The 2,388-nt window shown below is 33.3% G+C and carries 2 protein-coding genes; both read left to right on the forward strand.

What is annotated here, in order from left to right:
- The first annotated feature begins 9 nt into the window (after positions 1 to 9).
- The gene (locus tag H526_RS32660; protein WP_425387488.1) at positions 10 to 96 is read left to right on the forward strand and encodes a T9SS type A sorting domain-containing protein; all 87 of its coding nucleotides are present in this window, start codon (positions 10 to 12) and stop codon (positions 94 to 96) included.
- A gap of 496 nt (positions 97 to 592) precedes the next feature.
- On the forward strand, positions 593 to 2,388 hold a 1,796-nt coding region (locus tag H526_RS29520), incomplete at its 3' end, for an alpha-amylase family glycosyl hydrolase (RefSeq protein WP_051336226.1).

A 2,388-nucleotide genomic window follows, 5' to 3' on the forward strand; every position in this document is an offset into this window, starting at 1 on the left:
ACAATAACCATGGATACGGCAAACCTTCCTAAAGGTATTTATCTTCTAAAGATAATTTCTAATAAGAATGTGAAGGTGATGAAAATGGTTAAATAAACGATTATTTTGCTGAAGTAAGAAGCCTGTTGAGGAAGTGATTATCCTTGGCAGGTTTTTTTTATTGAAAAGAGAAAAGCTTTTTTAATTAAGAAGGAGTATAGTGTGGAGAAAATAAACTAGGAACAAATACTTTTAATTGTCCTAGAAATTGAGTTGAATTAAGAGTGTTGTTATGAATGGTTTTAGATTATAGAAACTGTTTAAAATAATATTGATAAATTTTAGAAATGTAATAAATTAAGAATCGTTATAGATGCTGAGTGTATTTTTCTTTTATTAGGTATTTGGTGGTTTTTTAACTATAAATATGAGATGTTATCATTTAAACATGATAAATATTAACACTCAAACGTTTGCGTAACAAAAAAGATAGCCTGTTTGTGATGGTGAAGAGTTTTTTTAAACATCTTTACTATAACGTTTGAATATTTTACACAAAAAGGGATTTTTCCCTCAATTATTTTAACACACACACACACAAACACTTTTTATTATGAAACAAACAATTTTATGGGGTCTATTATTCTATCTATTGATCCCCAAATTAGGAACCGCACAATCAGATAAAGATCTTCCTTTCGCTTGGGAGAATGCTAATGTATATTTTGTTTTGACAGATCGTTTTGAAAATGGAGATCCGTCTAATGATTTTTCTTATGGAAGACAAAGAAACGGACCTGCACTAAGAAGCTTTGAAGGAGGAGATCTTCAGGGGTTGATTAATAAATTAGATGAAGGATATTTTGATGATTTAGGAGTTAGTGCAATATGGATTACACCACCTTATGAAAATATTCATGGATCTATCGGTGATGCCGGATATGCTTTTCATGGATACTGGGCAAAAGATTGGACTACAATAGATCAAAATTTAGGATCTGAAGATCTTTTTAGACAATTTGTTGATGTTTCTCATGAGCATGGTATAAGAGTCATTATGGATGTGGTTTTAAATCATGTTGGCCCAGATAATTCTGCAGATCAATCATGGCCTAATGAGTGGGTTCGTAGGGATCCGACTTGTAACTTCCAAGGTCCAGGAGGTAATATTCCATGCGAGTTAGTTGATAATTTACCGGATATACTTACAGAATCGAATAACAATGTTGGTTTGCCAGGTTGGTTACTAGATAAATGGAGTAATGAAGGTAGAAGAGGAGAAGAAGAAGCAGAGTTGAATGATTTTTTCAATAGAACAGGAAAATCACGTTCTCCACGACAGTATATAATTAAGTGGTTGACTGATTACGTTAGAAAATTTGGAGTAGATGGTTTTAGAGTAGATACCGTAAAACATGTAGAAGAATTTGTTTGGAAAGAATTGGAAGAAGAAGGCAGAATTGCACTAAGAGAATGGAAGAATAATAATCCAAATAAAAAGATTGATGATAGAGATTTCTGGATGACTGGAGAAATCTTTAACTATATGGCTCCAAGTATGGGAAGAAGATTTACCGGGGATGGGTTTAATATAGACTATTATGACAATGGATTTGACAATTTGATTAATTTCGAGTTTCGATTTAATGCAAATGATGGGTTAGAAAGTATTTTTAGTAAATACGATAATTTGCTTTTTAACCAGTTGGGTAGTGGAAAAAGTGCTTTGAATTTTTTAGCGAATCATGATACAGAACAAGTTTTTGATCGTGACAGAACAAGGACTTTTGAAGCAGGTACAAAATTACTGCTTACTCCTGGTCCAGCTCAAATTTATTATGGAGATGAGACTGCACGAACGTTAACACCCGGAGGAGGTGCATTTGGTGATGCTACATTGCGTTCTAATATGAATTTTAATGAGCTGTCTAATACTAATTCTAAAGCGTATCTTACACTAGAACATTTTAAAAAATTAGGAAGATTTAGAAGAGAACATATTTCTGTAGGAGGAGGGCGACATAGTAAATTACAGGATAGTCCATATACTTTTAAAAGAGAATATAATGGAGCCGAAGGTTCAGATAAGACATTAGTATATTCCGGAAATGATGGAGATTTTAATGGCTCCTTAGATGTTTTTGGAATGTGGCCGGATGGGACGCAATTAAAGGATTACTTTTCAGGAAATGTAGCAACGGTTTCTGGAGGTGATGTAAATTTCGGTACTAGCTTTGGTTTAGTTTTAATTGGAGTTCCTGCCTCTACAATACAAATTGATAATGTTACATTATCTATAAACCCTGTATCAGGACTCTATACTGAACCTTTATTGGTAACGATGAGTGCGACATCCTCTTCAGGTTCGGCTACATCTATTTTTTATACTACCGATGGTTCTAATCCTAC

It is taken from the genome of Aquimarina latercula DSM 2041 (assembly GCF_000430645.1).
In the GTDB taxonomy this organism is placed as follows: domain Bacteria; phylum Bacteroidota; class Bacteroidia; order Flavobacteriales; family Flavobacteriaceae; genus Aquimarina; species Aquimarina latercula.